At 54.9% G+C, this 26,115-nt stretch carries 24 protein-coding genes; 10 read left to right on the forward strand and 14 right to left on the reverse strand.

The features are described from left to right. Positions 1 to 59: 59 nt before the first annotated feature. Positions 60 to 863 carry an ATP-binding cassette domain-containing protein gene (locus tag DG177_RS08605; protein ID WP_108811097.1) on the reverse strand — a complete coding sequence of 268 codons (804 nt, stop codon included), beginning with the start codon at positions 861 to 863 and terminating at the stop codon, positions 60 to 62. Further along, positions 845 to 1,957, reverse strand: coding sequence for an MlaE family lipid ABC transporter permease subunit (locus DG177_RS08610; RefSeq protein WP_108812884.1), 1,113 nt, complete (start codon positions 1,955 to 1,957; stop codon positions 845 to 847). Before DG177_RS08610 ends, DG177_RS08605 begins: the two co-directional genes overlap by 19 nt. Positions 1,958 to 2,072: 115 nt before the next feature. Between DG177_RS08610 and DG177_RS08615 the strand changes: the two genes are divergently transcribed. Beyond that, positions 2,073 to 2,744 carry an HAD family hydrolase gene (locus DG177_RS08615; RefSeq protein ID WP_337658658.1) on the forward strand — a complete coding sequence of 224 codons (672 nt, stop codon included), beginning with the start codon at positions 2,073 to 2,075 and terminating at the stop codon, positions 2,742 to 2,744. Between the two features lie 33 nt (positions 2,745 to 2,777). On the opposite strand, the gene DG177_RS08620 is transcribed toward DG177_RS08615, so the two are convergent. The 4 genes from DG177_RS08620 to pepN are packed head-to-tail and all read right to left on the reverse strand — an operon-like array spanning position 2,778 to position 8,984. Then, entirely contained in the window at positions 2,778 to 4,100 is a 1,323-nt protein-coding gene (locus tag DG177_RS08620) for a cystathionine gamma-synthase family protein (RefSeq protein WP_108811098.1), read from the reverse strand. A 49-nt stretch (positions 4,101 to 4,149) separates the two neighbouring features. After that, the gene (locus tag DG177_RS08625; protein ID WP_108811099.1) at positions 4,150 to 5,556 is read right to left on the reverse strand and encodes a DASS family sodium-coupled anion symporter; all 1,407 of its coding nucleotides are present in this window, start codon (positions 5,554 to 5,556) and stop codon (positions 4,150 to 4,152) included. A gap of 40 nt (positions 5,557 to 5,596) precedes the next feature. Further along, positions 5,597 to 6,379, reverse strand: coding sequence for a peptidoglycan editing factor PgeF (gene pgeF / locus DG177_RS08630; protein ID WP_443216411.1), 783 nt, complete (start codon positions 6,377 to 6,379; stop codon positions 5,597 to 5,599). Further along, on the reverse strand, positions 6,372 to 8,984 hold the full coding sequence (gene pepN / locus DG177_RS08635; protein WP_108811101.1) for an aminopeptidase N: 2,613 nt from the start codon (positions 8,982 to 8,984) through the stop codon (positions 6,372 to 6,374). The genes pgeF and pepN overlap by 8 nt, the downstream gene beginning before the upstream one ends. A 107-nt stretch (positions 8,985 to 9,091) precedes the next feature. On the opposite strand from pepN, the gene DG177_RS08640 reads away from it, so the two are divergent. The 3 genes from DG177_RS08640 to DG177_RS08650 all read left to right on the forward strand — a co-directional run bounded on the left by DG177_RS08640 (position 9,092) and on the right by DG177_RS08650 (position 12,133). Then, on the forward strand, positions 9,092 to 10,399 hold the full coding sequence (locus DG177_RS08640; RefSeq protein ID WP_337658659.1) for a M48 family metallopeptidase: 1,308 nt from the start codon (positions 9,092 to 9,094) through the stop codon (positions 10,397 to 10,399). Between the two features lie 3 nt (positions 10,400 to 10,402). Next, the gene (locus DG177_RS08645; protein ID WP_108811102.1) at positions 10,403 to 11,197 is read left to right on the forward strand and encodes an SDR family oxidoreductase; all 795 of its coding nucleotides are present in this window, start codon (positions 10,403 to 10,405) and stop codon (positions 11,195 to 11,197) included. 153 nt (positions 11,198 to 11,350) lie between these two features. After that, complete coding sequence (locus tag DG177_RS08650; RefSeq protein ID WP_108811103.1) at positions 11,351 to 12,133, forward strand: DUF2189 domain-containing protein; 783 nt, start codon at positions 11,351 to 11,353, stop codon at positions 12,131 to 12,133. A gap of 69 nt (positions 12,134 to 12,202) precedes the next feature. Here DG177_RS08650 and DG177_RS08655 read toward each other — a convergent pair whose 3' ends face one another. Then, positions 12,203 to 13,069 (reverse strand): autotransporter domain-containing protein, encoded by an 867-nt coding sequence (locus DG177_RS08655; RefSeq protein WP_337658660.1) that lies wholly within the window; start codon positions 13,067 to 13,069, stop codon positions 12,203 to 12,205. Positions 13,070 to 13,207: 138 nt separating this feature from the next. On the opposite strand from DG177_RS08655, the gene DG177_RS08660 reads away from it, so the two are divergent. From DG177_RS08660 to DG177_RS08675, 4 genes are all read left to right on the forward strand, one after another. Continuing rightward, on the forward strand, positions 13,208 to 13,798 hold the full coding sequence (locus tag DG177_RS08660; protein ID WP_337658661.1) for a sigma-70 family RNA polymerase sigma factor: 591 nt from the start codon (positions 13,208 to 13,210) through the stop codon (positions 13,796 to 13,798). After that, on the forward strand, positions 13,795 to 14,895 hold the full coding sequence (locus DG177_RS08665) for a hypothetical protein (protein WP_108811106.1): 1,101 nt from the start codon (positions 13,795 to 13,797) through the stop codon (positions 14,893 to 14,895). The genes DG177_RS08660 and DG177_RS08665 overlap by 4 nt, the downstream gene beginning before the upstream one ends. A gap of 98 nt (positions 14,896 to 14,993) precedes the next feature. Then, a complete protein-coding gene (locus DG177_RS08670) occupies positions 14,994 to 15,569 on the forward strand; it encodes a hypothetical protein (RefSeq protein WP_108811107.1) in 576 nt (191 codons plus the stop codon). 89 nt (positions 15,570 to 15,658) lie between these two features. After that, the gene (locus DG177_RS08675) at positions 15,659 to 15,955 is read left to right on the forward strand and encodes a hypothetical protein (protein ID WP_108811108.1); all 297 of its coding nucleotides are present in this window, start codon (positions 15,659 to 15,661) and stop codon (positions 15,953 to 15,955) included. A 143-nt stretch (positions 15,956 to 16,098) separates the two neighbouring features. On the opposite strand, the gene DG177_RS08680 is transcribed toward DG177_RS08675, so the two are convergent. Beyond that, on the reverse strand, positions 16,099 to 17,577 hold the full coding sequence (locus tag DG177_RS08680; protein WP_108811109.1) for an alpha/beta fold hydrolase: 1,479 nt from the start codon (positions 17,575 to 17,577) through the stop codon (positions 16,099 to 16,101). Positions 17,578 to 17,715: 138 nt separating this feature from the next. Here DG177_RS08680 and DG177_RS08685 point away from each other — a divergent pair, with 138 nt between their 5' ends. Continuing rightward, positions 17,716 to 19,227, forward strand: coding sequence for a LytTR family transcriptional regulator DNA-binding domain-containing protein (locus DG177_RS08685; RefSeq protein ID WP_108811110.1), 1,512 nt, complete (start codon positions 17,716 to 17,718; stop codon positions 19,225 to 19,227). A gap of 264 nt (positions 19,228 to 19,491) precedes the next feature. Here the strand turns inward: DG177_RS08685 and DG177_RS08690 are convergent, their stop codons facing one another. Next, entirely contained in the window at positions 19,492 to 20,373 is an 882-nt protein-coding gene (locus DG177_RS08690) for a LysR substrate-binding domain-containing protein (RefSeq protein WP_108811111.1), read from the reverse strand. Between the two features lie 190 nt (positions 20,374 to 20,563). On the opposite strand from DG177_RS08690, the gene DG177_RS08695 reads away from it, so the two are divergent. After that, positions 20,564 to 21,238 carry an NAD(P)H-dependent oxidoreductase gene (locus tag DG177_RS08695; protein WP_108811112.1) on the forward strand — a complete coding sequence of 225 codons (675 nt, stop codon included), beginning with the start codon at positions 20,564 to 20,566 and terminating at the stop codon, positions 21,236 to 21,238. A gap of 156 nt (positions 21,239 to 21,394) precedes the next feature. Here the strand turns inward: DG177_RS08695 and DG177_RS08700 are convergent, their stop codons facing one another. The 5 genes from DG177_RS08700 to DG177_RS08720 form a co-directional block, all read right to left on the reverse strand. Then, a complete protein-coding gene (locus DG177_RS08700) occupies positions 21,395 to 22,300 on the reverse strand; it encodes an alpha/beta hydrolase fold domain-containing protein (protein ID WP_108811113.1) in 906 nt (301 codons plus the stop codon). Between the two features lie 81 nt (positions 22,301 to 22,381). Further along, complete coding sequence (locus DG177_RS08705; RefSeq protein WP_108811114.1) at positions 22,382 to 23,164, reverse strand: enoyl-CoA hydratase-related protein; 783 nt, start codon at positions 23,162 to 23,164, stop codon at positions 22,382 to 22,384. 190 nt (positions 23,165 to 23,354) lie between these two features. After that, positions 23,355 to 24,293, reverse strand: coding sequence for an EamA family transporter (locus tag DG177_RS08710; RefSeq protein ID WP_108811115.1), 939 nt, complete (start codon positions 24,291 to 24,293; stop codon positions 23,355 to 23,357). Beyond that, on the reverse strand, positions 24,290 to 25,291 hold the full coding sequence (locus DG177_RS08715) for a beta-eliminating lyase-related protein (protein ID WP_108811116.1): 1,002 nt from the start codon (positions 25,289 to 25,291) through the stop codon (positions 24,290 to 24,292). The genes DG177_RS08710 and DG177_RS08715 overlap by 4 nt, the downstream gene beginning before the upstream one ends. A 138-nt stretch (positions 25,292 to 25,429) precedes the next feature. Beyond that, positions 25,430 to 25,939, reverse strand: a complete 510-nt coding sequence (locus DG177_RS08720; RefSeq protein ID WP_108811117.1) for a helix-turn-helix domain-containing protein — start codon at positions 25,937 to 25,939, stop codon at positions 25,430 to 25,432. Between the last annotated feature and the right edge of the window lie 176 nt (positions 25,940 to 26,115).

The raw sequence follows: 26,115 nt of genomic DNA on the forward strand, positions 1-26,115 counted from the left end.
CACCTTTATGGCCAGCCGTACCGGCACCTGCAACAAATCTCTGTATTTAGACCACATTTTCAAGCCCCGCTCGCTTCTTGTGGAGCCGCCATTCGCCCGCGCGGACCGTTGAAATATTCCTGTATCCACGGGTGATCGAGAGCCAGGAGTTCCGGAATTGTCCCGACCGCGATCACTTGCTGGTCGGCCAGGACTGCAACTCTGTCACAAATGGCATGCAATGTATCAAGATCATGCGTGATCAGAAAAACGGTTAAGCCGAGCGTTTGCTGTAATTCCTTGATCAGATTGTCAAAAGCCGCCGCGCCGATTGGATCAAGGCCCGCCGTGGGTTCGTCCAAGAACAGAAGCTCAGGGTCCAGCGCCAGCGCACGTGCCACACCGGCCCGTTTTTTCATGCCGCCGGATAGCTCGGATGGATATTTGGGCCCCGCTTCGGGAGGCAGCCCGGACAGGCCAACTTTATATTTCGCTACTTCCTGACGAAATTTGCGATCCATATCGGGATAGAATTCACGGATCGGGACCATGACATTTTCCGCCACCGTGAGCGTTGAAAACAGGGCGCCCCCTTGAAACAACACGCCCCAACGCTTTCGGATATCGACCGTCTCCGCTTCCGGTCGGCCAAGCAGATGCTCGCCAAATACCTCGATTTCGCCATGCTGAGGTTTTTGCAAACCGATAATCGAGCGCATCAGCACGGATTTCCCGGTTCCCGATCCGCCGACAACACCCAGAATCTCGCCGCGACCGACATCAAGGTTGAGTTCGTGGTGAATCACCTGATCGCCAAATTGGTTGTGCAAACCCCGGACGCAGATGATCGGCTGTTCTTCTTCCATCAGGACCATCCAATCCATGTAAAAAAGACCGCAAAAAAGGCATCCAGCACAATTACCATGAAGATGGCCTGGACCACGGCAGCGGTTGTTCGGAAGCCGACTTGTTCGGCATTCCCCTTGACCTGCATCCCTTGATAACAACCAGAAATGGCAATGATCGCACCAAAGACCGGTGCTTTGACAAGCCCGACATAGACATCGGTAATCGGGACCACTTCACGGATTCGGGTAAAGAATGTTGCGGGCGGGATATCGAGCGCGACCCAACTCAGCACCCCGCCGCCGATAATCGCGACAACCGAGGCATAGAAACCCAGCAAGGGTAGCATGATCACCGCCGCAAATACTCGTGGCAAGACCAGCGCTTCAATCGGCGACACGCCAATCGTGCGCATCGCATCAATTTCTTCAGTCAGCTTCATGGTGCCGATTTGCGCCGCAAAGGCCGAGCCCGACCGGCCGGCAACCATGATGGCCGTCATCAATACGCCCAGCTCCCGCAGGGTCAAACGGCCAACCAGATTAACCGTGAATACTTCTGCGCCAAATTGTCGCAGCTGCACGGCGCCCTGCTGCGCAATCACCAAACCAATCAGGAAACTCATCAGGCCGACAATGCCCAGAGCACGAACGCCGACCACGTCAAACCGTTGAATGACGGCATTCCATCTGATCCGTCCAGGGTGCAGCATCAGGGAAAGAGCCGATCCCACAACGGCACCAAAGAAACCGACCAGACCGGCAAAGGTTGTAATCGCAATCGTGGTTGATTCCCCGACATCATTCAATATCCGCAATATCGGATTGGGTGGGTCGGGGCGAACATCGGTCGGTGGGTCAACCCCGCCCACAGTCCGGATAAGCTGATCCACAGCCGGATCAGCGCCCACAATCTCAACCCTGATATCGCGCGCAGTCCGGTAGATTAGCCAGGCTCCTACCGTGTCGACATAACCGACATCGGACAGATCAATTTTCTGCGCATCACCATCATAGCTGCTCAGCCGTTCCGGCAGATCCTCAACAGTCGCCATAGACAGATCGCCGGAGAAACGAAGTGCCATCACTCCATCTTCCATCATCTCTTCGACAAAGTCACCTGGCACTGTCATCACCGCCATTGGTGACCGAAAATCGTTGAAAGCTCAAGCCATTATAACAAGTCATTTATTTGGTGCATTTTCAACAGTGCTGCTAATAGGGCCGCAAACTGGAATTTGGGGTGCGATGACAAAAATTGCTATATATGATATGGATAGGACAATCACCGTGCGGGGAACCTATACGCCATTCCTGTTCCACATGGTTTTCGCGCGCGCGCCCTGGCGTCTTTTATTCCTGCCACTCCTGCCATTTGGATTCATCGGTTACGGCCTCAAACTGATCAGCCGAAAGAACCTGAAAACCTATAATCAGCGCCTGTTGTTGGGAAGCAAACCGCGTGTCACGACACTCGACCCTCATATCGAACGCTATGCTGACAAGGTGATGCAAGCGAACAGCTATGCCAAGGCCATTGCGCAGGTCGAGGCCGACCGCGCCGAAGGCAGAAAGCTGGTTCTCGCCACCGCTTCTTACGAGCTATATGTCAACGCCATCGCCACACGTTTGGGCTTTGATGAAGTGATCGCAACTCGGCTGAGAATCGATGAACAAGGACAGGTGCTGCCTGAGATTGTCGGAGAAAATTGCTATGATGTTGCCAAACTGGACCGGATCAAGGCGTTTCTCGACGAGCAGGGGCTAGCGCGCGAGGCTGTTCATATCCGGGCCTATTCCGATCATGTCAGCGATGCACCGATGCTCGAATATGCCGATGAAGCGATTGCCACGACGCCTAGCGCGCCGCTTCGCCATCTGGCCAAGAAACGCGGCTGGAAAATATTGGATTGGAACTGATTCCCGTCCCCCTTGGGGGGAGAGGAACACCCGTCAGACCGTTTTCAGGGCCTGCTCAAAGTCAGCGATCAGATCATCCGGATCTTCGACACCGATGGAAATCCGCACCAGATTGTCGGTAATGCCAAGCGCCGCCCGGCGATCATCAGGCACCGACAAATGGGTCATTGCCGCTGGCAGGCTTGCCAGAGTCTCTGTTCCGCCCAGACTCACCGCCAGTTTCGCGATTTTTAACGCATCGAGGAAGGCGAAAGCCTGGGCCTCGCCGCCCTTGATGAACACTGAGAAGGTGGAGCCTGCGCCGCTGCAATGCCGGTCGTAAATATCCTGCTGGGAAGCATCGGAAATGAAACCCAGATAACCAAGCCCTTCAACCTTGGGGTGATCTCGCAGAAAGGCGCAGACTTTTTCAGCATTTTCGCCAGCACGGGTCATGCGCAATTCCAGCGTCTCAAGACTGCGCATCAACATCCACGCGGTATTGGGGTCGCAGATTGTCCCGATCGTGTTCCGGATCGCCCGGATCGGGTCCATATGCGCCTTGGAGCCCAATACACCGCCGGCCACAAGGTCACTATGTCCGCCGACATATTTGGTGAGACTGTAAATAACAATGTCCGCACCATGTTTCAGCGGCTGCTGCCACAATGGTCCAAGGAAGGTATTGTCGATGGCGATCGGCGGTGCGCCGTCTTCCCCGAATACCGTGTTACGGGCATTGGTAACGCCTTCAATATCAACAAGCGCGTTGGTTGGGTTGGCCGGACTTTCGAGATAGATAATCGCAACCTTGCCGCCATTTTCCGCCGCTTGGGTTTTGGCCTGTTCGAGCAGCGCGGAAACCTCATCCGGACTAGCGCCCGCCGGAAAATCCAGAAAGGTTACGCCAAAGCGGCCCAAAATCTTGTTAATCAGGGTTTCGGTAGCCGCATAAAGCGGTCCGCTATGCACCACGACATCGCCCTGATTTACATTGGTAAGCAGCACGGTTGCAATGGCCGACATACCGCTGGAAAAAACAAGCGCATCTTCCGCTTCATCCCATATGCTCAGGCGGTCTTCGAGAATTTCCTGGTTCGGGCCGTTGAAGCGCGAATAGACCAGACCATCGGCACCACCCGGACGCTTGCCAGTTATGCCTTCAAAGTGGCGTTTGCCGGCCGCCGCATCTTCAAATGCGAAGGTTGAGGTGAGAAAAATTGGTGGTTTGAGCGAGCCTTCGGAAAGGACCGGATCATAGCCATGGCCCATCATCAGCGTCGATGGCTTGAGCTTGCGTCCGCCAATTTCCTCAATCGGCGCTTTCGGCATCCGGCGCGGTGTTACCGGAACAGCATCATCATTTTGATCGGACATTTTCTCTCTCTCCAGGATAAACTATCTTGCCAGAGCCATGCCGCAAAACTCAACTGATTACAAATGAAACCATCCAGATACAGCCGATGATGATCGGTATTCCGGCAATATCGAGAACCAGTCCAGATTTCAGCATTTTCGGCAATTCAATATGATTGGTTGACCAGGCAATGGCATTGGGACCCGTGCCGGACGGCAACATGAAACCCCAGCTTGCCGCCATCGCCGCCGGCATCGCAAGCAATACCGGATCAACTCCGGTGGCAAGAATAAGGCTGGCGACCACCGGCATGATCCCGCTGGCTGTGGCGACATTAGACGCAAATTCGGTGACCAGAATGACCAGCGCAACCAGCGCTATAGCAATGATAATGACCGGGACGTTCTTGAGCGGCTCCAGCGCCAGCCCGAGCCAGTCGGCCAAGCCGGATTCAATAATGCCAGCCGCCAGCGCTAGGCCGCCGCCGAACATCATGATCACCCCCCATGGTGCACGATCCGCTTCATCCCAGTTGAGCAATTTTCGCCCGGTACCGTCAGGCAGGATGAACAACAGCAAGCCGCCCAGTATCGCGATGCTGCCATCATGTACTGCGCCTGCCGGGAGCACCGCTTTTATCTGGGGCAGGAACAGCCATCCGAGTACAACAAAGGCAACCACTGGGACCACCCGTTTTTCCGGAAGGCTCCACGGGCCGGCTGACCCGATCGCGGCCCTTGCACCGGCGCCGTCAAAACTGTCCTTACCCACTTTCTGAACCGTGATCAGAATCGCCGCGCAGACCGGCAGGCCAAGGATCACGATCGGCAGGCCGAAAAGCAGCCAGCTCAAGAAATCAATTTCCATGCCCAGAGTCTTGTTGATCAGACCGGCGGCAATCGCATTGGTCGGACTGCCCACCAATGTGCCTAAACCTCCGATTGAAGCGGCAAAGGCCACGCCCATGATCAAGGCACCGGCAAATCCTTCTGTCTCGCCATCCTTCACTCCGCCAGCCACCAGCACGGCCACCGCAATGGGTATCATGATCAGCGTCGAAGACGTGTTGGAGATGAGCATGCTCAGGAGAGCTGTCGCGAGCATGAAGGCGATTAATATGCCCCACGCGCTCTTGCCCGACAGGCTGACAATTGCGAGCGCGAGCCGCCGGTGCAGGCCAACCCGCTCAATTGCCAGCGCGAGAAACGCCCCGCCGAGGATCAGAAATAATATCGGTGAATAATATTGACTGGCGGTTTCCCGCACATCCATAACGTCCATGACTGGCAGGGCGAGAAAGGGCAGCAAGGCGGTTGCCGTGAGCGGTACTGCCTGGGTCATCCACCATGTCGCCATAAGAATGGTAAGCGCAGCGACATGCCAGGCGGCCGGACTCATCGCCGCCGGTGCAGGAGACAGAAGCATCACGACGAATACCGTCAAGCCAGCAAAAAGTCCCACGCGCTGGGCATTCATGTCCTCTTCCCCTCGTGCCCCTGTCTGCGCAAGGGTAAAACTAGGCCTTCAAGCCGATCAACGATATCTGCCGACCATAGCCAGCTTCACCGCGATGGCAACTGCGCCGATAGCTGAAATAACGATCCTCATGTGCATAGGTATCCAGACCGAGTTTATCGATTCTGACAATGCCGGCCTTGGTCAGGCGATTCGCTACATAGGATTCAATATCAAACTGGAAATGATCAGGCTGGCCGGTGCTGAAATATCGCGAATTGTCGGGATCGTCCTCAACAAAATGTTTCTGAAATCCTGCATCGACTTCATAACTGTCCTGCGCGATGCACGGGCCGATCGCACAAGCGATGCTGTTCCGAGAGGCGCCCAGTTTTTCCATCGCCGCGATCGTGTTGTCGGTCACCCCGCCAATCGCACCTTTCCAACCCGCATGGGCCGCGCCTACTACTTGCGCAACGGGGTCATAAAAGAGCACCGGCACGCAATCCGCGGTCAATATGCCGAGAAGCAAGCCGGGCTTGTCTGTCACCATTGCATCAACATGCGGCCGCGCATCAAGCGCGAAGGGTTCCGTCACCATGACCACATCGGCGCTGTGTATCTGATGCAGCGTCACCAGTTCGCTATCCGGCAACACTGCTGTTTTGGCGCGCTGACGATTTTCGAGAATGACGCTGCGATCATCGTCGCTGCCAAGGCCAACGTTCAGGCCCGCATATATGCCAGTCGACCGTCCCCCAGCGCGGCCCAAAAAGCCGTGGGCTGCGCCTTCGAGCAGCGGCGATGTCGTGACATCTGCCGCTGAAGAGCCTTGCTCAGGCAAGGCTCTTGCCCACCTGTTCGGACACATCCTTCGACAATTCTGGCGTTGCACCAATTTTCTCAAGTGCCAGCCGCATCAATTCCGAGCGGCCTGGTTCAAACCGGCGCCAGCGTCCCAGTGGCGGAATGAAGCGCGCGGCGGTTTGCGGATTCTGCCGATCCAGCGCAATCACCATATCCGCAATCATCTGATAGCCTTTGCCAGACGGATCATGGAAGCGAACCTGATTATTGGTGAACCCGGCATAAAGTGCACGCACCCGATTGGGGTTGGACAGCGTGAAGTCCGGGTGATTTGCGAGACGTTCGATGCGCTTCACGGTATCCGAACGCTGCGACATCGCCTGCAATGTGAACCATTTGTCGAGGACCAACGCATTATCCTTGAATCGCTTGAAGAATTCCTCAAACGCCCAAGCTCGCTCGTCGTCGTCCATATGAGACAGCACTCCCAGAGCACCCTGCATCGCGGTCATGTTATTGGCTTGTCGAAATTGTTCAAAGGCCATTTCGGCAGCATCCTCAACCTGCGACGCCGCGATATAGCCCAGAGTAACATTGCGCAGCTTCCGGTCTGCTCGGGCTTGCGCGTCGAGCGAGAATTCGCCTGGCACGCACTGCTTGTAGAGCCGCCGGAACTTGCGCTCAAACTGCACCGCAATTTTACCGCGCAGTTTCTCGCGTGCATCATGAATTGCCTGCGGATCGACTGCGACCATCTGATCGCCCAGAAACGCTTCACTTGGGAGCTGAAGCAGCTCAGCTAAAAACGCCCGGTCAATATCCTCATCGGCGAGCACGGCGCCGATGGCTTGCAGAATGATATCGCGATCGGCAGGCGCGCCGGTCACTTTTGCAACCAGATAGCTGGTCATCAGCTGCTGCATGGCCTCAAACCGCGCAAACGGGTCATCGTCATGCGACGACAAAAACGCCAACTCGTCGGGCGTACGGCTGCTTTCCAAAACAATCGGTGCAGAAAAGCCGCGATTGATCGAGAGGATGGGATGGTCCTTCTGTCCTTCAAAAGTGAAACTCTGCTCCGCCTGATCAAGCGTGATAAGCTGCTCGCCTTCATGCTGACCGGTTTCGGGATCAAGCAACGCAACTTTCAGCGGGATGACCAGTTCGGATGGCTTTGGCGCGGCGCCGCTTGCGCCCAATATCTGCTGCAAACCCAGGGTTGCGGTGCCTGTTTGCGGATCATGGCTTAGTCTTGCTGACACGCAGGGCGTTCCGGGAGTCTGGTACCAGCCGCGGAACTGGGCAAGGTCAATCTCCCCGCCATCTTCCATCGCAGCGACAAAATCTTCACATGTCGCGGCTTCTCCATCATGACGGTCGAAATAAAGGTCGGTGCCTTTGCGAAACCTCTCGGCGCCCAATAGAGTTGCCATCATCCGGATCACTTCTGCACCCTTGTTATAGACGGTGGCGGTGTAGAAGTTCGAAATTTCCTGATAGCTTTCCGGACGGATCGGATGCGCTAACGGTCCGGCATCTTCCGGGAATTGCGCGGCCCTTAAAATGCGTACATCTTCAATCCGCTTCAGCGCGGTTGATCCCATATCGGCGGAAAAGCTCTGGTCGCGATAAACGGTGAAGCCCTCTTTCAGGCTCAGTTGAAACCAGTCGCGGCAGGTAACCCGGTTGCCTGACCAATTGTGAAAATATTCATGGGCAACGACGCCCTCAATCCCATCATAATCTGCATCGGTCGCCACTTCAGGATCGGCCAATATGTAGCGCGAGTTGAAGATATTCAGCCCCTTATTCTCCATCGCGCCCATGTTGAAATCGCTCACCGCGACAATGTTGAACAGCCCGAGATCATATTCACGGCCATAAACTTCTTCGTCCCAGCGCATCGAGTCTTTCAGCGCCTGCATGGCGTGGCCGGTGCGCGGCAAATCGCCGTCGCGGACCCAAATATTCAGTTCTACTGGCTTGCCCGAACGGGTGGTAAAGCTGTCAGAATTGGCAACCAGATCACCAGCGACCAGAGCAAATAAATAGCTCGGCTTGGGCCAGGGGTCGTTCCACTGCGCCCAGTGACGACCATTATTGCCCTCGCCTTCAGCCACCTTGTCGCCATTGCACAGCAGGACGGGAAAGGTCTTCTTATCCCCCTCCATTCGCACGGAATAGCGACTCAGGATATCGGGGCGATCGGGGAAAAAAGTGATCCGGCGAAAGCCTTCCGCCTCGCACTGGGTGCACAACATGCCTTGCGAGGCATAGAGACCCATCAGCTGGGTGTTGGTGGATGGATCCAGCTCGACCGTAATTTCCACCTCATGTGCTGTGCCGGTCAGCGGCAATTGCAAATTACCGTCAATCAACTGCCAATCAGTCCACGTCGCGCCATCCACCTTGACCGCCGTCGGGATTAAACCATCGCCGTCGAGCAAGAGCGGCTCTTGATATTTTGCCGATTTCGACCGCCGCACGTCAAGCAGCGCATGCACAACCGTGTGATCCAGACCCAGCTGAAAATCGAGCGCGATCGTTGGAATGAACCAGGCCGGCGGACGATAGTCTTCACGGCGGATGATGGCGGGCTGGGTCGCAGGCATGGCTGCATCGGTCTTTTGAATATCTGGCATGACTATGCTTTATGACCGGCAGCAGATTACGACAATCAAAATATCCAACTTGACCGTATTGGAATTATAATACAGTCAAGCCGGGTATTCTGGGAGGAGACAGCTTGGTGCAATTTTCAAAATCACCTATTCGGCCCGTCATCGGGAAAGCTCTATTGGTGCTATGCGCGCTGTCCATTCCGGCGATGGCGCAGGCTGCGGCGGGCGGATTTGATGTGGAGGCAGCAACACGCGCCTATATTGACACCCTGCAAGGTGCGGAACTGGAAAAGTCGAATAGCTATTTTGAAGGCGGTTACTGGCTCATCCTGTGGGGAGCTCTGATCACTTTTCTGGCGGATTTCTTCCTGTTGAAATCGCGCCTGTCATCCGGGTTTCGCGCTTGGGCCGAGCGCAAAATGAAACGCTTGTGGGCGGTCACATGGCTGACTTCCATACCTTATCTGCTTGCGAGTTTTCTTTTGACCTTGCCATGGGTCATTTACACCGATTTTTTCCGGGAAAAACAATATGATCTGATGAGCCAAAGCTTTGGTGAATGGGCTGGCGAACAAGCCATAGGGCTTCTCATATCCCTGATCGTTTTTCCCCTGCTGGTCATGGCCATTTTCGCGGTCATCCGCCGCGCACCAAAAACATGGTGGATCTGGGGCACTGGTGTCATCTCGATATTTCTGTTCATCGGCCTGCTGCTTGGTCCCGTATTCATATCGCCCCTGTTCAACGATTATACCGAAATGGAACCCGGCCCGCTGCGTGATCGCATTGTGGCGATGGCCGCAGAACATGATGTGCCGACTGAAAATATTTATGTCTTCAACCAGTCGAAGCAGCACAAGCGGATATCAGCCAATGTTTCCGGCGTCGGGCCGACTATTCGCATCTCTCTGAATGACAATCTTCTCGAGCGTACTGATCCGGAAGAAGTCGCGGCGGTCATGGGCCATGAGCTGGGCCATTATGTTCTTGGCCATACATGGCGGTCAATCTTCATAATCGGCCTGATCATGGCGGTTGGTCTGTTTTTGATTGCGCGCATCGCGCCCAGGCTAATCGCGCGTCATGGCGACAAATGGGGCGTTAGAAACATGTCCGATCCAGCGGCATTGCCCCTGTTTGGAATGTTGCTGACAGTCTATTTTCTGGCGGCAACCCCGGCGCTCAATACGCTGATCCGGGTCAACGAAAGCGATGCCGATCTGTTCGGCCTCAATGCTGCGAAGGAACCGGACGGTTTTGCCAAAGTCGCGATGCGGCTTTCCGAATATCGCAAAATCGAACCGGGATCGACGGAAGAAATGCTGTTTTTCGATCATCCGTCGGGCGCGACCCGCGTGCGTATGGCGATGGAATGGAAAGCACAGAATACCGAAAACCCCGTGATTGTTCGGCCGGGCACATTGAAAGAAGAATAGACTATGCCGGATATGCTGATTTTCGGCCTCGGATATACGGCGCAGCGCCTTGCTGAGCATTTGCGCGGTCAGGGCTGGCAAGTAACCGGCACTCGGCGCACGGCGGTGGAAGGTGCACTGGCCTTTGACGATCAGGCCGCAGTGCTTGGTGCGATTGACCAAGCCACGCATATCCTGTCTTCGGTCCCGCCGGCCCGCGACGGCACCGAGCCAGTGCTGGAAAGCTATGGTGAAGCGATCAGAGCAGCAGGCGTGCAATGGACGGGCTATCTATCGTCGACGGGTGTTTATGGCGATGTCGGCGGTGCATGGGTTGATGAAAGTGCACCAATAGGATCGGGACGACGCAAGGCGCGCAGCGAAGCCGACAAGCGCTGGCAAACCCTGCGCGACGACGTGCGGGTGCTGCGCCTGCCCGGCATCTATGGTCCGGACCGCAACCCGGTCACCCGGGTTCAGCAGGGCAAGGCAAAGCGCGTTGATGTGCCGGGACAGGTGTTCAGCCGCATCCATGTGGACGATATCATTGCTGCCGTGATCGCATCCTTTGACGGGCCAGCTGGCGTTTATAATATCGCTGACGATCTGCCCGCACCCCAACATGAAGTCATTGCGCACGCAGCGCGATTGGTGGGCATGGAACCACCGCCTCTTTTGTCGCTGGAGGAGGCGGATCTTTCTCCGTCCGCGCTTGGTTTCTATGAAGAAAACCGGAGGGTTGCCAACGGCAAGGCCAAACGGCTGCTGGGATGGGAACCGCTCTATCCTGACTATAAGGCTGGCATGACTGGACTATAGAATTGCTCGGTTTCTTTTCCAGAAGATTGAATAATGGCCCTCTGTTTGGCGGGCAAAATAAGGCCTCTGCTCCTTGAGCGGGCACCTGTAAAACTTGAAAAATCGCATCATTTATTGCATTATGGGTTAACACTTCCAGCGGGAGGATATGCCATGAGCATGGGCCAACAAGCGCAGATCGCGCCAGCATCGGTCGCCAGCGATCTCAAGATAAGTGACCTTCGTGCCGCAATTGCGGCAGGCTGGCGTGATTTCAAGGCTTATCCGGTATTCGGGCTGTTCTTCGCGGCAATCTATGTGATCACCGGCATGTTTCTCTATTTCGCACTTTTTGTTCGCGGCGAGATCGCCTGGCTGGTTCCCGCTGCAGCAGGGTTTCCGCTTCTTGCGCCCTTCATTGCGGTCGGGCTTTATGAAGTGAGCCGCCGCCGGGAAGCTGGCCTGCCAATGAGTTGGCGAGCGGTGCTCGGAGCGCTACGCGGACGCGGCGACGAACAGATATTGAGCATGGGCGTGATCCTGTTTGTCGCTTTTGCATTCTGGCTCATGGTTGCCCATGGCATTTTTGCTATTTTCATGGCGGAATCCGGCATTGGATTGGAGTCGTTGGCGCTGTTTCAGACCGCCCCCGGTATCATGATGTTGTTTGTCGGAACGATTGTCGGTGCCCTGATGGCGCTCGCCTTTTATGCGATCACCGTCGTTAGCCTGCCGATGCTGGTTGATCGCGAAGTTGATTTCATAACGGCCATCATTGTCAGCCTGGCGACGGTGCGGTCCAACAAATTCGTTCTTCTGGCCTGGGCGGTCATGATTGCGAGTGCCCTTTTTGTTGCGATGCTTCCGCTATTTCTCGGGCTTCTCGTTGTGCTGCCGGTACTTGGGCACGCGACATGGCACCTCTATCGGCGTGCGGTCGGCGAACCCGGATCATAACGGCGAAACGACGCTATCACGCTTGGAATTTTTTAAAATTAGGATGTTTCCGATCGTTCTGACGATCGGTCAGAAACGGATGCTCAGTCCGGCACCAAGCGATGTCGCTTCCGGCCCGATAAATCCTAGGGTCTGAGTAGCGGAAAGGCTGAGCCGCAAAGTATCTGAAAGCCCGACAGAGGCCGATCCACCAACTTCCATCCAGACGTCACCTTGTCCCGGTGCATTGCGGATCGCCGCAAGCTGCGCCATTCTTTCGCCGCCGGTTCCGGGTGAGAATACCGTACTGTTGCTGCTCGCCACAATTGCAACATAGGGACCTGCACTATGGGCCGCTGCCTCTCCAAAAAGATGGACGTAGCTGAAGGCCAAAGCACCGCTGACGCCGTCTTCACGCTCTTCGACTGTCAGCAATCTGCCGCCGGGCGTGGTTGCCAAGCGGCCAATATCGACACTGTCATAATCTGCTGATACCGATGGCGAGAAAAATCCATTTTCACCAACCAGAATGTCATAGGTCAGTGACAGTCCGGCGCCGAAAATTTCGCCACTGCTATCAACCAGAACGGCATTGCCATCATTCCCCAGGCTTTCGGTATCAAATTTGCGGCGCCCCAACGAGATACGGCCGTCAATGCTGACCGCATTGAGACCAATGCCGCCGATGACGGTTATCTGCTGGGTCCGCGCCGGAACCGTTCGCAAAAGTCCCTGGGTCTCACTCGGATCGGTGAAACTTGCCGAAATGCCGATATAGGCATCGCCAATTTCGCGTGTGATCGTTCCAGCGATATAGGATTGGTCCTCACCATCGCCGATCAAAGCTGTTCCGGCTGAAACCCCTATTTCCCAATGCTTATCCTGCGCATCCTCTGCGGCGTAAGCAGGCGTCGAAGCCGCACAGGCCAGCAAGGCCAGATAAAAATTCCTCATCATATTCCCCCTAAAAACATGCAACTATGATGAGAAAACGCAGCGCCGCACAAAACCCTTCAAAAAAATTCGAAGGGTTTTAAGATTTGCAGCGTATTATAGATGTTCGGGGGCGAAAAGCCGCAAACGCGGAGTGGATATTTGGAGACGGCAAGAGCGATAGATGGTCAGGATGACGACGCGCTTATGCGCGGGCTTCGCGCACGCGAATCCGATGCATTGCGCAGCGTTGCCGAGCGCTATGGCGAAATTCCGTTTCGCATTGGTTGCCGTATGCTCGCGGATCCGGTTGAAGCGGAAGATATTGCGCAAGAAGCGCTGCTGCGCCTGTGGAACCATGCGGATCGCTGGGTGGAAGGTGGGCCGGGCATTGCAGCCTGGCTCAGCCGGGTTGGAACCAACCTGTGTATCGACAGGCTGCGCAAAGCGCGCCGCCAGAGCAATGACGAGCCCCCCGATCGCGCCGACGAAACACCGTTGGCCGATGCAGCAATAGAAAGTGATGAAGTGAAACAAGCGGTCATCGAATGCATAAGCGGGCTTCCCGAACGGCAGCGGGCATCGATTATTCTCACTTATTATGAGCAGCTTTCCAATCAGCTTGCTGCGGACAATCTGGAAATGAACATCAAGGCTTTTGAATCTCTGCTCTACCGTGCGCGCGGGATATTGAAAGACTGTGTCGAAGGTAAGGGCGTGGTCAAGGATGATGCCGGAAGGATCTGTCTATGAGCAACGCATCGACCAATGCCTTCTCCCCAGCCATGCGCGCGGCCCTCGATCAATTTGACGTGCCTGCTCTGCCCAGCGGCTTTGCTGACCGTCTGGTTGCCCGAGTGGAAGCAGAGGCCACTGCCAAACCGGCAGCCCACATCGATTCCACGCCGCGTCACCGCTCCTCCGCAAATCCCTGGCGCCGCGCGGGACGCTGGATTGGTTCGGTCGCTACCGTCGGGCTGATGTCGGCAACAGCCGCCGCGATGGGGCTTTTGGGTGAGCCCGTCGAGGTTCCGGTCATTTCTGACATCGCCCGAACTCTGGACATTGTCGCTGAGCCAGAACCTGCAGCCGTTCCTATCGTTCGCAAAGCAGATCCAGGCTCATCGGACACCGCCGGGCAAGGTCTGGATACAGAAGCGATTGCTGGCGAAGAACAACTCTCTGAAGGTCAGAAAAACGCACAAAATATGCTGGAACGCGTGACTGATGCCCCGCGCTTCAAGCAGCTGCGTCCGCGACAAAAAGCGGTTCTGCTGCGGGCGGCGTCCAGAAAACTGATACGCTCCGGCAAAGCCACGCCCGAAGAATTGCGTTCGGCGGTCAAACAGGTGCGAACAGAACGGCAAGCCAGTCGGAAGACCGAGCGAAGTCAGCGGATACGCGAAAAAATCCAGAATGCGACACCGGCACAAAAGGAAAAACTGCTTGAGCGGATTGAGACTTTGCCGCCCGAACGGCAGTCCATTGCCAAAGAGAGGCTGGCCGGAATTATGGCAGAGGAAACGGCCGCGCCATCCGAACCATCATCGCTCGCGCCCTTGGAGGTCGAAAGCGAGACATCTGGAACGATAGATGCAGCCGTACCTGTCGAAATGCCGGAAATCGCTGCTGATGATGGCATGGTCGAAGATTCAGCCGCATCAACGACGCCGATGGCGGCGGTACCAGTTGGGCGCCAGCGGTTGGAACAGTTTCGCGACCGCTATCAGCAGGCCACGCCAGCCGAACGGGCGCGCATGCGCGAGCGTGCCAAGCAGCTTCGCAAGACGGCCAAACCGCGTCCGAACCTCAGAGATCGTCGCGCGCAGATACGCCGCCGCCGCAATTAGGGCAGATCACAAAAATTTTTGAAGGGTTTTTCATCCTCCTGCGTTGAACAGTCAGGAGCGGCAAAGAAGCTGCGACTGAATTGAGTATGGAGAGTAAGATGAAAAAGATTATGTTATACCCATTGGCCGCATTGCTGATTGGCGGCCCAGCGCTGGCACAGGGCAGCAAAACGGTAACGGTGGACAACAACCGGATCAGCGGCACCAAAACCATCACCCGTGACGGCGCTGGCACGGTTGTCGTTGACGGCGATGTCACCCGCAAATCGGATGGCGCAACCGCAAGTCATGACTATAATCGCACACGCACCGAAACGGGCTGGACGGCCAGTGGTCAGCAGACCGACTTCAAAGGCCGATCACGCGGCTTCGATTATCAGCGCGACCGGACGGAAAACGGCTTTGAAGCCAGCGGTTCCGGCTATAATCGCCGCGGTGATCAATATGACTATTCCGCTTATGGCACACGCGGCGAAAACAGCCGGGAACGCGGCCGGACGGTGAGCAGAAATGGCGATGTCGTCTATGATCGCCTGGACAATGCTTCGCGCGTCGACGGCAAGATCGTTCGCAACACACAGGTGACCCGCGACCCAAGTTTTCGGCCAAAGAAAAGAGTGAAGCCGCTTCGGGTCAAAAATCCAAAACCACGCAGATTTCGCCGCGATCGCTAGATCGACGAAAGCGACTGCGGCTGGCACTATCCTATCACTCAATCGGCCAGCCGCAGTTTCATTTCCCAGTTGAAAACAGGAGAGAGGCTATGAAACAATCCCATATGATGATCATTGCAGCCCTGGTGATACCAGCGCCTGCGCTTGCTCAGCAGCAATCCGTTGCAGCAAGTCCCGCTCCGGATGCCGTTACCAATGCACCGGTCCGGCCAATTGCCGTACGCCCCGACGCCGGACCGAACGGACCCAATTGGAAAGCCATTAACCGCAAAATCAACGCCCGGGCCAAAAACGCTGTAAATAACGGTGCACGGCCAAAAGTCGTTCGTCATAAAGTGAAAGCCTACAAGCAGAAGCTGCGCCGCCGCTGGAATGCGTCCCAATAATCCCTGCCCTGAACCCAGAGCCCCCGATGGGACCACCGCCCGTTACTGGTCCCATATGCTTCAAGTGTGAAACCAGAATCTGCGCTTGAAGCCAATGAAGGGCATGGCGAAAGTCATGCCCTTTTTTGCTGATCACGGAGTCTCTACTGCCGGAGAAGACGGTTTCCGGCGGTCATCAAATCGGGCAGTTCTGATACTATGACTCTACCATCAACATCTTCACCGCGCATGAATTCCTGAATTGTAAGGGTGACCTCTGGCGGAGACATGAACAGATTGTGTCCGGCATCCTTAACCGTGACCAGCTGTCGGTTCGCAAAGCCCCGGACCGCTTCATGCTGGCTCTCGATATAGGTCCGTCCGTCCAGTGTCCCGCTGAGCAATAATAGTGGGATATCCGATATGGGCGGTCTCCGAAACTCTTCTCCCAGGACTAATGTCGGTTCGACATTCTCCAACTCCAGCGGCTGGTTGAGATAAGTGGCCAGCAAGGAGGTTTTCGCTTGCATCTTAATCAGTGCTCGTCGGTCCGCGCTCGTGCCCGATGCGATGTCCATCAGCACCGACATCGGCCAGAAGGCAATCTTGTCATCACTACCCAGCATTCTGGGTGCGATCTTTTTCAGAAGCCCATATTCGCCTTGATCAACCTCTCTGTAGAGCTGCAGCAACAGGCTGAGTGGGAGGGGATCGGAAATCATACCCGACGCCGCACTTTGCATATTTCGTCTTTGCCATAGGTGCTTTTGCTCCACACCATCTCGATCCACATAATCAATCATGACAGGAGCCTGTTCCAGCTTGGCATGGACCCGACGCATCAGAGCCTTGATGTCTAGTATTTCGGCTTTCGCCTCAGGCTGCCGATCAATTGCCTGCTGCACGCGTTCAAAATAGCGGTCTGTGCGGGCGGGCAGTTTTATGGTTTGATCAAGACCTTCAGCGCTCGCAATCACGATTTTGTCGATTTCACCTTCCATCTGCCTCGCCGCAGCCAGAGCAAGATGCGATCCGTAGGATATGCCCCAGAGTGTAAGTTGTGATACGCCAAGATGCTGGCGCAGGTCGCTCAGGTCAGCGACATTTTGGACGGTATTATATCCCCTGACGTCAATTCCTTTGTCCGTCCAGAATGCCAAGCATTCCTTCAAAGCTGCAACCTGCCTTTTCCGGTAATCCTCGTCCAAAACAGGGGCTGTTCCACCCGATGACTGAGAAGAACTGCATTTCGGCATGTCAGTAGAGGCGCCCGTGCCCCGCTGATCCAGTGCGATGACGTCACCAAATTCACGCAACGCCATGAACAAGGCAAAGCGGCGTACGCGGGCGGTCCTGATGCCAGACCCTCCGGGGCCTCCCGCCAGATATACAATTGGAGAGCCCGGATTGCTGCCGGTAGCGGGGAACCGGACATAGCGTAACGTCAGAGTTCTGCTGTCCGGATTGGCGCGGTTCTCTGGGACCGTGAAATGCCCCTCAAATGCCTCGGTGGCTTCACCCGAAGCAGCTTCAAAAACAATCTCCTTTTCCTGTTCGTCCAGGTGATCCGTTTGAACCGCCGCAGCTGCAGGATCAGTCAGGGATAGCGCAAACAATGAAGCATATATGATATTCAGGTTCATTCGAACGACCTCTATGTTGTTTCGATGATCCGATATTAGGCTACAAAGCGAGCCAGTCCGGGCAAATGGGCACCAACGGTAGGTTATTTCTGTCAAACGGTCGTTCCCGGTAGCGTCAAATCCTTCTATGGCAATCATATGTTCAACCGCTCGATCACGCTTGCTCACTGTTTCATTTTCTTGATGCTAGCCGTCTACAGTCCAGCCATGGCGGTGACCTGGATTGATCGAGACGAGGTGAAAATTTGTCCGGCATCCAGTGGTGATCTGGAGAAAATACCGAATTTTTCATCACCAGGCTGCTACGCAGCCAAGGCATCTGCAATTGACCCACAAGAAAACCTAATCTGGGTGAAGGCAAATCTCACGCTCAATGAGACGTCTGGTCCTGTCGGAGAACCCTTGGCTTTGTTTGTTTCCGGCAAGATGGCGAGTGCCTTCTACCTCAACGGTAGATTCGTTGGTCAGAACGGCAAACCGGGAATTGACGCAGCAACCGAGCAACCCGGCCTGATGGATGCAACACTCTACCCTTCCCAGAACAGCTTTAGAGAAGGCCGCAACTCTGTCGTGTTTCTCGCTTCTGCCCATCATGGGATCATCAATCTTGCGAGTCCAATCCATATGATTGCTATCGGTCCGGCGGGGAATGCTTCTGACCAGCTGCTGCGCCATTATTGGCCCTCGATCATCACCTTGGGCCTGTTCATCGTCGGTGCTGTCTATTTCGGAATTGCCGGAATCCGGGGACTATCAAGGAAGAAGTCTTTGCTATTGAGCCTGATATGCACCTTTGCCTCACTCCAGCTATTTTCAGAAATCCTCAGAGGCTTGGTAACCTATTCCTACCCGATGCATGACTGGCGATTGCTCGCGATTACGGTGTTCTCAGCCGGTTTCGGATTGACCGTGGCATTCCATGTTTTCTCAACATTCATGCAAAAGAACATTCTGCTGTCGATGATCTTTGTCACCGGAGTGAGTGTGCTGGCGGCAATTCTTAACTCGGGATTTGATGACAAGACTTTATCCGTGATGCTGTTGCCGTTGGTAGCCAGTCTCATTGTGGCTGGATATGCAAGCTACAAAGGTCAGCCTCGGGCGTTCGTATATTTCTGCGCTTTGCTGGCGTTTGTTGCTGCAATTGGTCTTTTTCCCTATCTCTTTCTCGACACCATCTTCTTCTATCTGGTTGCCGCTCTGTTACTGTTTCTTTTTGTTGAACAGGCGTTGGCCCATGCAAGAGAAGCAGATGAACGCAGGATAGAGGAAGCCCGTGCAAACAGACTGGAATTGGCCTTGGAACAGGCCAAGGAAAGGGAGCAAGCAACAGAAATCAGCGTAAAAAGTGCCGGTAGAATGGAGCGTATTTCTGCAGTTCAGATCAAATATTGCAAAGGTGCCAGCGGTTATACAGAAATTGTGCTGATCGATGGACGCGAAATTCTGCACACAGCTACGCTTTCTGAAATGGAGGAGCTTTTACCCACTATTTTCATTCGCGTGCACCGGTCCTATCTCGTTAACACCGCTTTCGTTCAAACCTTGATCCGTGATGTGACTGGAACTGGACGGCTAACCCTTGTTGACGGATCCCAGTTATCCGTTAGCCGCAGAACCATGCCAGCGGTTCGCAAGGCATTGGGCTGACCGTACGGCAGCAATTACGAGGATAGGGCCTTATGTCTGCTCTTGCGCCCATAGCGGACGTTAGCTTGTGGCCGCAATATCCCGAAAGCGGACATTAGAAAGCGACGAATAGCTAGTCGTGGCTTAAGCTCGGGATAAAGCAGATTGCACAGTGGGCGAGGTGTAGCTGGTTCAGTTCGCAATCCCGCACTTGTGATCAAATGCCAAGATATCTGCGCCGACTCTTTAGCCATCAAGCTTACCCTGTGTTCGCATTTGTGAGGATTACGCGTCTGCTTCCTCCTTGAGCCAATCCAAGAATTGACGCACCTTTTGCCTCTCCGATTGACCAAACCGCGAAACCGCTGTGTAGCGCAGGCCCGGAATCCGCTTTTCGGGACAGTATTCCTCGAGCCAGCCTCGTTTGAGCATGTCCCCTGCTAGCAGGCTGCTCGCAAGAACCAGGCCCTGCCCTGCCAATGCCGCCTGAAGCGAATGCTGCTCCTGATCGAAGCTCCGGCGCCGCGTGAACTTTGTGGGGTCAAGCCGATGTGCGCCAAGCCAGTCGTTCCAGCCAATCGGCCTCAGGGAACGCGAGCGCCATCGCGTTTCGATCAAGACCGCATCCTCTATCCGCGTGCCCGCCTGCAGCCACTCTGGATTGGCGAAAACGCCGAATGTCTCCTCTGCGAAAGAGAAGGCCTCCAGCCCGGGATACTCGCCGGTCCCATAACGGATGGCCACATCGACCCGCCTGTCACGCTCGAGATCCAACGTCTGGGTAGAAGTCTCGATATGGACACTGGTGGCCGGGTGTTTGGCTTCGAAATCTGCCAGGCGAGGGACCAGCCATAGCGCCGCGAAGGCAGGTGTCGTTGCGATCGTGAGGCGCGATGACACGTCCCGCATCTCTTCGAGAGCGCCGTAGATTTCGCGAAAGCCCCTTGAAGTGGCACCGGCGAGCCGGCTTCCTTCGCGTGTAAGGACGGTCTTGCGAATCTGCCTGACAAACAGCGCAACACCCAATTGGTCCTCGAGCGTACGGATTTGGTGCGAGACCGCTGTCGGCGTGACGCCCAATTCACTCGCTGCATCCTTGAAACTGCCCGTCCGGGCTGCCGCGTCGAAGGATCGGAGCGCAGGAAGCGAGATCGACAAACTGTTCAAGGAGCGACTCCTATAAATGAATTATATTCATTCATACCTGAAACCTTACCTTTTGTCGATCCGGTTTAAGATAGATACATCAGTAAATAGTCTATGCGATTCCGGCGTCGGCCTGGATCAAGCCGAGAGAAAAATCTGTTCATCCATAGAGACCGCATGGCGGTCCTCTGTAAATCAAGGAAAACACGAAATGACCAAACTGCTTCGTATCGACGCCAGCGCGCGGACCTCACGGTCTCTTACTCGCACCCTGGCGGACACATTCACCGACAACTGGATGTCCCGGCGACCGCATGCCGATATCGTTCAGCGCGACGTTGGTCGCAACCCGCCGCCCATCATATCTGAGGATTGGATTGCCGCCGCCTTTGCCAAGACACGCTCGCCAGAGCAGGAACGGCTTGTCGCCCTTTCCGACGAACTCATTGCCGAAGTGAGCGAGGCGCAAATGATCGTCCTAGCTGCGCCGATGTACAATTATGGAATGCCAGCCGCGCTCAAAGCGTGGTTTGATCAGGTCGTCAGGATTGACAAGACCTTTACCTTCGACCTTGCACGTGGGGACGCACCGCTCAAACCAGTCCTCTCTGGCAAAATTCTCGTTCTGCTCACTTCATGGGGCGAGTTCGGCTTCGGCCCGGGCGAGCACAACGAAGGCCGTGACCACCTTACACCGCATGTGCGGACCGCCTCGAAATATCTGGGAGTGGAGGAATTTCACCATATCGGGATCGAATATCAGGAATTCGGCGATGGTCGATTCGAAACATCGCGTAAGCGCGCCTCTGCAGCAGTCGAACTGTTGGTCGAAAAACTAATCGGAAAGAATGACGAAGACGCCGAGAATAGTAAGGCAGCGGCATGAGCACCGAACCTATTGCATGATTGATTGCCGACAGGCGGTCCGGGAAATGACCTGAAGTGGGGCGTAAGCTGAACATCGGCTGTCGGTTTTCTAACGTCCGCTTTTGCGCCCAAAGCAGACATTAGCGTTCCGGCTGCTTTATCCCGATAGCGGACGTTAGCTTGTCTGCAATATAAAACTGGAAACTTGCCCCATCACCTTTTTACCTTCGGGAATTGGGATCAACATCCAGACATGAAACATTTTGGAATATTCATGATATTCAAAATTTCCGTCCACGCGTTCCAAGGCAGTTCGAAATCTTTGTGCATCAGGCAATAATACATCTGCCGATCCGGTGAATATCTGCATGGGTGGTAGCCCTTTATGCGACCCGAACAATGGACTAACCCGTGGGTCTTTCGCGTCTAAATGACCTGCGTATAACTCTCCAAATTTTCTCAACCCGGATATGGAGATCATTGGATCGCGTTTTTCTATTTCCGGTTGATCGGGGTGCGTTGCGGTAACATCGAGCCAAGGCGACAGCAGAATCAAGCGAGCGGGTTGAGAGTGTCCATTATCGCGCAGTGAATGAGCAACAGCCAAAGACAGACCGCCACCAGCGCTATCTCCCATCACGGTCATATTCGCTGCCCCATGTTTCTCCGCGAGCTGTCCAAACAGTCCCTGCATTTGGGGGATGAGCTTTTCACATTTCTGCTCCGGCGCAAGCGGGTAAATAGGGGCAGTCACGCTTGCCCCTGTTGCATCAACAAGCCGTCCAATAAAATTCCAGTGGGCCCAAGATATGTCCATCACATATCCTCCGCCATGTAAGTAAAGGACATGGTGATCGCTTTTGCGGCCACCTGCTCTTGGAGCAATCGTGAAAACTCGATATCCATCAACCTGCTCTTCCAACACTTCAAACTTTCGTTTGAATCGTTTCGAAGGCAAGTCCGGACCTTTTTGACGAAGTTTCTCTATCTTTGCCTGTACTTCGGACGGATTGGAAAAAAAGGTTTTTGTGCCAGTCAACGGCAACAGACGATTAACGATGCGAGCGCGCAATGAGATCATGGGACACCTAAGCGCAACTACTCCGAGAATGCAATTAACGATGCCAGCTTATGTTCGATTTATCCCGCAGGTCTTGGCCGGTTATTTAGGCATCGAACCAAGGTAGCTTTCAAATGCAGCATGATATTCATCCTCGTTCAACGACCATTGCTGCAAGTCAGCATCAGCCCATCCGAGTTGCATGCCCGATTTCGCTCTACCAAGGCTTGAAGTCATCCCTCGTGTTAATGCTAGCGGTGCCGCAGGCATCTGCAAGAGCTCTGCAATCAATGTTTCAGTCGCTTGACCAAGATCACCTTCTTCAGCGCAACGCTGCGCCCAATGAGTGCGCATCAGCTCATCAGCATATACTTTTCTTGCGGTCATAACCCAATCTCGCGTGACCGGCAGACCGACCTCACGAGCGAGAAGCGGAGTGCCGTTCCATACGTTGGGGATTCCAAGCGCAAGCTCGGGTATTCTAAAGATTGTATCCTTGGTAACGATTCTGAAGTCGCAGGCGGTTGCTAGCAGGGCACCTCCGCCTATCACATGACCCTGAATACTCGCTATGCTCACTTGGGGAATACGATCCAGCTGTTCTAGCAATCGCTGCCATGTCGCAGTAAGATTGCGCCGCGTCGACCAGTCGCCCTCAATTTTGGGATAGGAAGTTGTCTTTAAATCAGCGCCCGAACAAAACGATTTTCCTTCGCCACTAAAAACCAGCAATCGAATATCCGGTCTCTCCATCAATTCGTTTAGCGTCGAGGCGGTGACGGATCGTATGCTTTCATTCAATGCGTTAAGTTGCTTCGGGCGATTGAATCTAATTTTTACGATTTCTTTTTCATATGTGACAATGACATCTTCGTGCTTGTCCATAAATTATCCCCACAATTGTTATCTACCTTATCAGGATCTCTACATATGTTGCGATGTTGTGTCATGCGGTCAGCGATAAGAGACAATAATCGCGTCATCGATGACAGTGACGATCGGTCGGATTTTTCTCGGGCTCATGCTCAATGTCCGCTTTTGCGCCCAAAGCAAACACCCAGCCCACCCCGCGAAATCAATCCGCTGGCTTTGGCGCCTTCGGTTTGCGCGCGCGCAGTGCGACCAGCAGGCCGGCCATCGCCAATAATGCGCCGCTGGCCGGCAGCGCGGTCCAGGCATAATCTTCGAACAGGGTCGAAAGTATCATCGCCACAACCGGGACCAGCACGCTGGAATAGGCGGCTTTTCCAGCGCCGATCTCGCGGAGCAGGGCGAAATAGAGCGGGAAGGTAATGACTGATCCGACAATCGCCAGATAGACGATGCCGCCGAGATAGGCCGCGCGCATTTCAATGACCGGCGGGCCGACCGTTATCCATGACAGGATTATGTTGATCGCCGCGCCCCAGAACATCGCCCATGCCAGCAAGGTCAGGATCGGATAGCTTTTGAGCCGGGGCAGTGCCTGCATCACGTTGGCGATAGAGGCGGACAATATGCCGCCGATGGTCAGCGTCACGCCAAGGAAAACCTCGGTCAGCGTCGCTGGCGAGCTCTTATATTCATGCCAGAAAAGCATCGCGATGCCGACAGCCGCAATCGCGGAACCGGCCATGAAAGCGCCGTTAATCCGCTGGCCGAGAAAGATCCGGCCCAATATCGCATTGGGCACCATCAGCAGCGCAAACAGCACCGCGACCAGGCCGGAGGTGATGTAAAGCTCTGCATTATAGACGAAATTAAAGTTGAAGGAGAATTGCGCGACGCCGATCAGAATGGCCCAGACCTGGCCTGCGCGTCCCAACCGGAAGGGCAGGCGCTTATATCCAACCAGGACAAACATGGCCGCTGACGCGATCAGGAACCGGTAGCTGACCGACCAGCTGGGCGGGACATCGGAAATCTGATCCTTGATCACCAGCCAGGTCGAGCCCCAGATCAGGGATACAAGCAGGAACGGGATTAATATGCGCGGCGTGAGTAAACTGGGCTCGCCGCTCTCGCTCGCGGTCATAAGGCCTTGATGGCCTCAGCGAGCGGTCGGATATCCTCCGCGCTCTGGTTCCAGCTGGTGACCAGCCGTGCCTGTCCTTCTCCCCAGTCATAGAAGTCGAAACCTGCGCTGCGCAGGCTTTCCGCTTCGCTGGCGGACAATGTGATGAATATCTCGTTGGCTTCGACCGGATAGAGCAAGCGATCACTGGCCGCCTCTGCGATGATCTGCGCACCACCATTGGCGGCGCGGGCATTGGTGAGCCAGAGATCGCCGTCGAGCATCGCCAGGATCTGTGCGGCAAGATAGCGACCCTTGGATTGCAGATGGCCAGCACGCTTGCGGCGATAATGGGTTTCGCGGGCGAGGTTCTTGTCAAAGAAAACCAGCGCTTCTGCGCCCATGCCGCCATTTTTGACAAAGCCGAAGCTGAGCACGTCGACGCCCGCTTTCCAGGTGACTTCGGCGGGGCGGCAGCCGAGAGTTGCAATCGCGTTGGCGAAACGGGCGCCATCCATGTGCAAGCCCAGCTTGCGCTGTTTGCAAACTTCCGCGACCGCTGCGACCTCGTCTGGCCGGTAGATCAGTCCATATTCCGAAGCGTTGGTCAGGGATACCGCCGCCGGCTGCACCTGATGGACGTCATCACGGATCGCCGCGCAATGCTCATCAATCGTCTGCGCGGCAACTTTGGCACCTTCGCCATCCATCAGCATCAGCTTCGCCCCGCCAGTATAAAATCCGGGCGCTCCCGCTTCATCCTGCTCGATATGCGCCTCGGTGTGACATATTACGCCCTGATGCGGCTGACACATGCCCGCTAGCGCCAGCGCGTTGGCCGCGGTTCCTGTTGCTACCCACATCGCTTCGACATCGGTTTCGAACAGATCCGAGAAGGCGCCACTTAACCGAGCGCTCAGCGCATCGCCATCATAAGCAGTATCCTGCCTATTGGCGTCAGCCAAAGCCGCCATAACCTTGGGATGGACAGAAGCTGCATTGTCTGAGAAAAATCGCATCCCAAGGCCATGCTGTGAAGTCGCCGCCGCGTCAAGATGATGATTACATGAGCGCCAGGGACAGGTTCAGGTTCACTGGCAATGTCAGCTCGACTGGGAGAACCCGGCGCAGAAGATCATTTCAATTCACACCTAGGTTCAGCCTGCTTCACCAGTTGAGCTATTCACCGCATCATCATTCGCGACATCGGGCTGGGCAGTGTCGAACAATCCGGCCAATCGTGCAATCTTGGTCTGGATATCCGCAAAAAGTTGCTTCATCCGGTCCATCCCCTTGCTTGTCAGGATAATATAGGCCTTGTGATGATCAGATGTATCGTCCTCCTGATAAACGAACCCGTCAGTCATCAGTACATCAACATATCGCCGAACCAAATTCTCGGAAATTTGGCTTTCCCGAGCAATGTCCGCGAGCTGCATCTTCCGCCCTGTTCGGCCAGCATGATCAAGCGCCAGCAAAATATCCCAATTCCCGCCCATAAAATAACCGTCCGGAAACAGCTCTCTTCTTGCTTTGCGCAGATCCATGGCAACCTTACCGATATCCAGCTTCTCGATGTTCCGCGCCCAGCTATTGCGTTCCATTTCTTCAAGTTTTTGTTTTATTTCTGTCAATAATGACAATTGATCAGCTGTTTGATCGATCATATTCCTGACTCCAATTCACCGCCAAGGGATTGAATCGACGGCCCATGTTAACGGCGTCAACTAGCGATAGGTTGGTCGTAATAATGTTGGTTTCGAATGATACTGTCACGCAATCGGGGGACAGGTTGTAAATTTCTGCATTATGGCCCATCTTGTTGGCGGTCGCGATATTTTGG

This window comes from Sphingorhabdus sp. Alg231-15 (genome assembly GCF_900149705.1).
GTDB lineage: Bacteria > Pseudomonadota > Alphaproteobacteria > Sphingomonadales > Sphingomonadaceae > Parasphingorhabdus.